This window comes from uncultured Thiohalocapsa sp., from assembly GCF_913063425.1.
Classification (GTDB): Bacteria; Pseudomonadota; Gammaproteobacteria; order Chromatiales; family Chromatiaceae; genus Thiohalocapsa.
In genome coordinates, this window is record NZ_CAJXYK010000110.1 from 1 (window position 1) to 3,117 (window position 3,117).

Annotated in this window: 2 protein-coding genes; both read right to left on the bottom strand. The window is 63.6% G+C overall.

The features are described from left to right. On the bottom strand, positions 1–1,283 hold a 1,283-nt coding region (locus QZ607_RS25675; RefSeq protein WP_295889094.1), incomplete at its 3' end, for a hypothetical protein. A gap of 17 nt (positions 1,284–1,300) precedes the next feature. After that, positions 1,301–2,176 carry a hypothetical protein gene (locus QZ607_RS25680; RefSeq protein ID WP_295889098.1) on the bottom strand — a complete coding sequence of 292 codons (876 nt, stop codon included), beginning with the start codon at positions 2,174–2,176 and terminating at the stop codon, positions 1,301–1,303. Positions 2,177–3,117 lie beyond the last annotated feature (941 nt).

Here is a 3,117-nt window from a genome sequence, read left to right on the forward strand (position 1 = left end):
TCCTCCGACACATCCGTGCCGTCGTTCATAATCTTCGGCGTCGACCCGGCCTCGGCCTCAAAGGTCAGCGTATCGCCAGAAAGGGACAGGTTCGTCGGAGCCAAAGGCGCCGCGGCGTCCGGGGCGTCAGGCGCCCGCGGCGCCTCGCCCGACCCCTCGTCCTCGGTCTCGTCTTGCGGCACGTCGTCGGTTTGAAGATCCGGCAGCTCCAGGCCTGATCCTTCCGCTTTCCCCGTTGCCGCTTCGAGATCTGCCTTGGACGTCTGAACGGCCTCGTCAATGCGCTTGACCGTTTCGCTCATCTCCGGATCAGCAGTGACATCCTCCGACACAGCGATTTCAAGATCGGGTTTCTCACCGCTCGTGTTTTCCTGAAGGAGGTTCCCCAGCACCTGAGGCTGCTCCAGCAGATTGATGATCGCATCGGCATCGCCCTGGCTCTCGACGACGATCTTCACTTTCGTCGGGTTCTCGAGCTTATTGTCCCCGTGGCGAACGCCCGCCCCAACGTCTGCAAACGCGCGTGCTTGCGATGCCGTGATCACCAGCGTCGAGTTCAGGATCACCCCGTCGTCGCTCGCAGCAATGCCGCTGAGCGTGGCCTGCGTAACATCCACCACGCCATCCTTGAGCTCAATTCGGCCACCGCCGAGGCTCAGTGTCCCAGTCACGTCGAGGATGTAACTATCACTTGGCAAGTCAAAGGTCAGAATACCGCCCTGCAGGTCCACGGTCATGTCGACGTCCCGTGCGGACCCGGCAAAACTGGCCTCTGGCGCCAGCACCCAGAAGTTCCCCTCGCCAGACAGCTCAATTTGCTCGGCCGCCTCGAGGTCCGCCACATAGGTCTCACCGGACGGCGCTGTGAGCACACCGCTCACAAGCCCTGCCGAGGTCGGAGCCCCCAGAGCCCCGGCGGCAATATTGCCGGGCTCGACGAGAAGGCCGTCAAGCGCCGCGTCATCCACCGTCGAGGACGCGATATCTACCAACTCTTGCTTCTGAAGATCGCCTTCGGCGTCGCTCAAGAAGAAGAAGCGCGTGCCGGCCTTGCCAGGATCTGCAGCACCGTTGTCGGGGTTACCAGGCTCTGCAGCATCGTTGTCGGAGTTGCAGGCCGCGAGAGCGGTGGCCATGAACCCAAACGTACCAACACGCTTGGCCGATTTGGCGTTGTTGCTCTTCCAAGCATCAACCAGCTGCTGCAGTGCCGCACGCTTTTTGCTCTCAGCAACGTCGCTTGCGAGAGCCGATCCGGTCGAGAGGTTCAGATCTTTAGCCATTGTGTGCTTCCCCTGGATTACGCCGCGTCGCAGCAGCGCTGCTCGGTGTTCTGATGGATGGTGGTGAGAGCGACCGATTTGTCGCTCGCGTTCGCGTTGGCCCCGGAGGCGGGGCCGGCAAAGGCCGCCGATGGCGCCTCTGCGGAAAACCTGTCGAGGTGTGATCGCGATAGGATCAACCGGCGTCGTCGTTTTTCAAGATCGATGGCGACACCACGCGCCCACCCCGCAACCGATGCAGGATGATCCCAGCAAGCAGACACGTCTGTCTGATCTGGCAGCGATGACACCACCGCTCTCTGTCGTGTGACCCTGGACTCGGCATCGAGCAGACGAGAGCGCCAGCCATGACCTATGGTCCGCGCATCCACGGCGTCCGACGCCGTATCTCGATTTGTTTCAGTGCGCGCCCCCAAGGGCTCGTGCGTTTTGACGGTCGCCCCTTGCCAAATCGCGATGTCGCTCCCGGCGTGGCGTAGATTCGGCTGCAGACGCCTCCGCGCGACGCGCGCCCCCTGAGCTGCCCTGCAGACTTCGAACGGACAGCCGCGCCACTCTGGCCAGCTCTCGACCTCCGCGCGGCCATACACCTTGATCGCGGTGGTGCGCCGCGGCGCACCGCCCCACGCCTTGATCGCGGCGTTGCGCCGCGGCGCGGAGAGGTCCAGCTGGCGCATATCGCCAAGCGCGACACCCACCACCGCGTCCAACGTCACACGCTCGACGCCCTCCGCTATGGCGCCATCCAGAGCATCTTTGAGATCCCGCAACCCCCGCAGCACGGCGGAACACGGCCCCTCCAGCGCCACCCCTAAAGCAACGGTGCGCCCTGCCGCAGACGCGTGCTCCGCGACTGGGAAAAACTCGGACTGCAGGTCAATGGTGGCCAGCACCGCTTGTCGAAGCGCACACTCGCAATCGGCGCACCCTGCGACGGCGCACGCACGCACAGGCCGCAGGTCGCTGCCCACAGCGAGCCACCCGCGCTGGTGGCAACTGATTCGCCCCGCTGCGACCAAGCGCGGAAGGCAAGTACGGGCGTCACCGTCCGGGGCGCGGCGGCGCCCCCGAGGCCAGCGTTGCGCCGCGCGGCCGACGCCGCCCAGAGCCAAACCAACCTCCCTCACATTGAACATCGCCCTGTCGTGAAGCAGCCCTGTGTCCAAACCGATAGTCTCGCCCCGATGCATGCGGTGCGCGCGCCCGCATTGTCCGTGTGGACGTCGCGCTTCCGCGACCTCCCCCTTGTCTCTTTTGATGTCTACGCGATCCGGAAACCCGCGAAAACGGGAGCTTTTTGGACCTGTTCGTTTTGGACCTTACCCAAAAGAATACACCCTGAGAAAATCCTACCGACTGTTTTTGTTGTTTTTTTGCCTTCCCCATATTGGCGATCACGAAGTGTTTTATCTATTGTTAGTTTTCTGTTGAAAGTTTCCTCATGGCATCGCTTGGGCCAAGCCACGGCGATCATCTTCAGTTGCGGAACTGGGACGACCCGGCCGCCATGCACAAAGCTGGCTGCCGGCCGCGAACGAGTGCGAGCAGCTGTTGACGCGACGGTGCACGGCCTGACACCGTCCGCCGGACCCGACACTCGAGATCCGCGCTCTGCAGCAGATCATCGACCAGCGGCTCATGCAGATCATCGACCAGCGGCTCATGGAGACGCGGAGCTGCGGCACGCGGCAGATTGATGAGCGACAACCACGTTGTCCGGCGCCGACACACCGTATCGCGCGATGCGACCGGGCTTGTCCCGGCTGCGAGCGATCATATACGCGCGCAGCTGCCGGCTGCTGTCCTGGCGGCAGGCGACCCAGCGGGCGGCTAA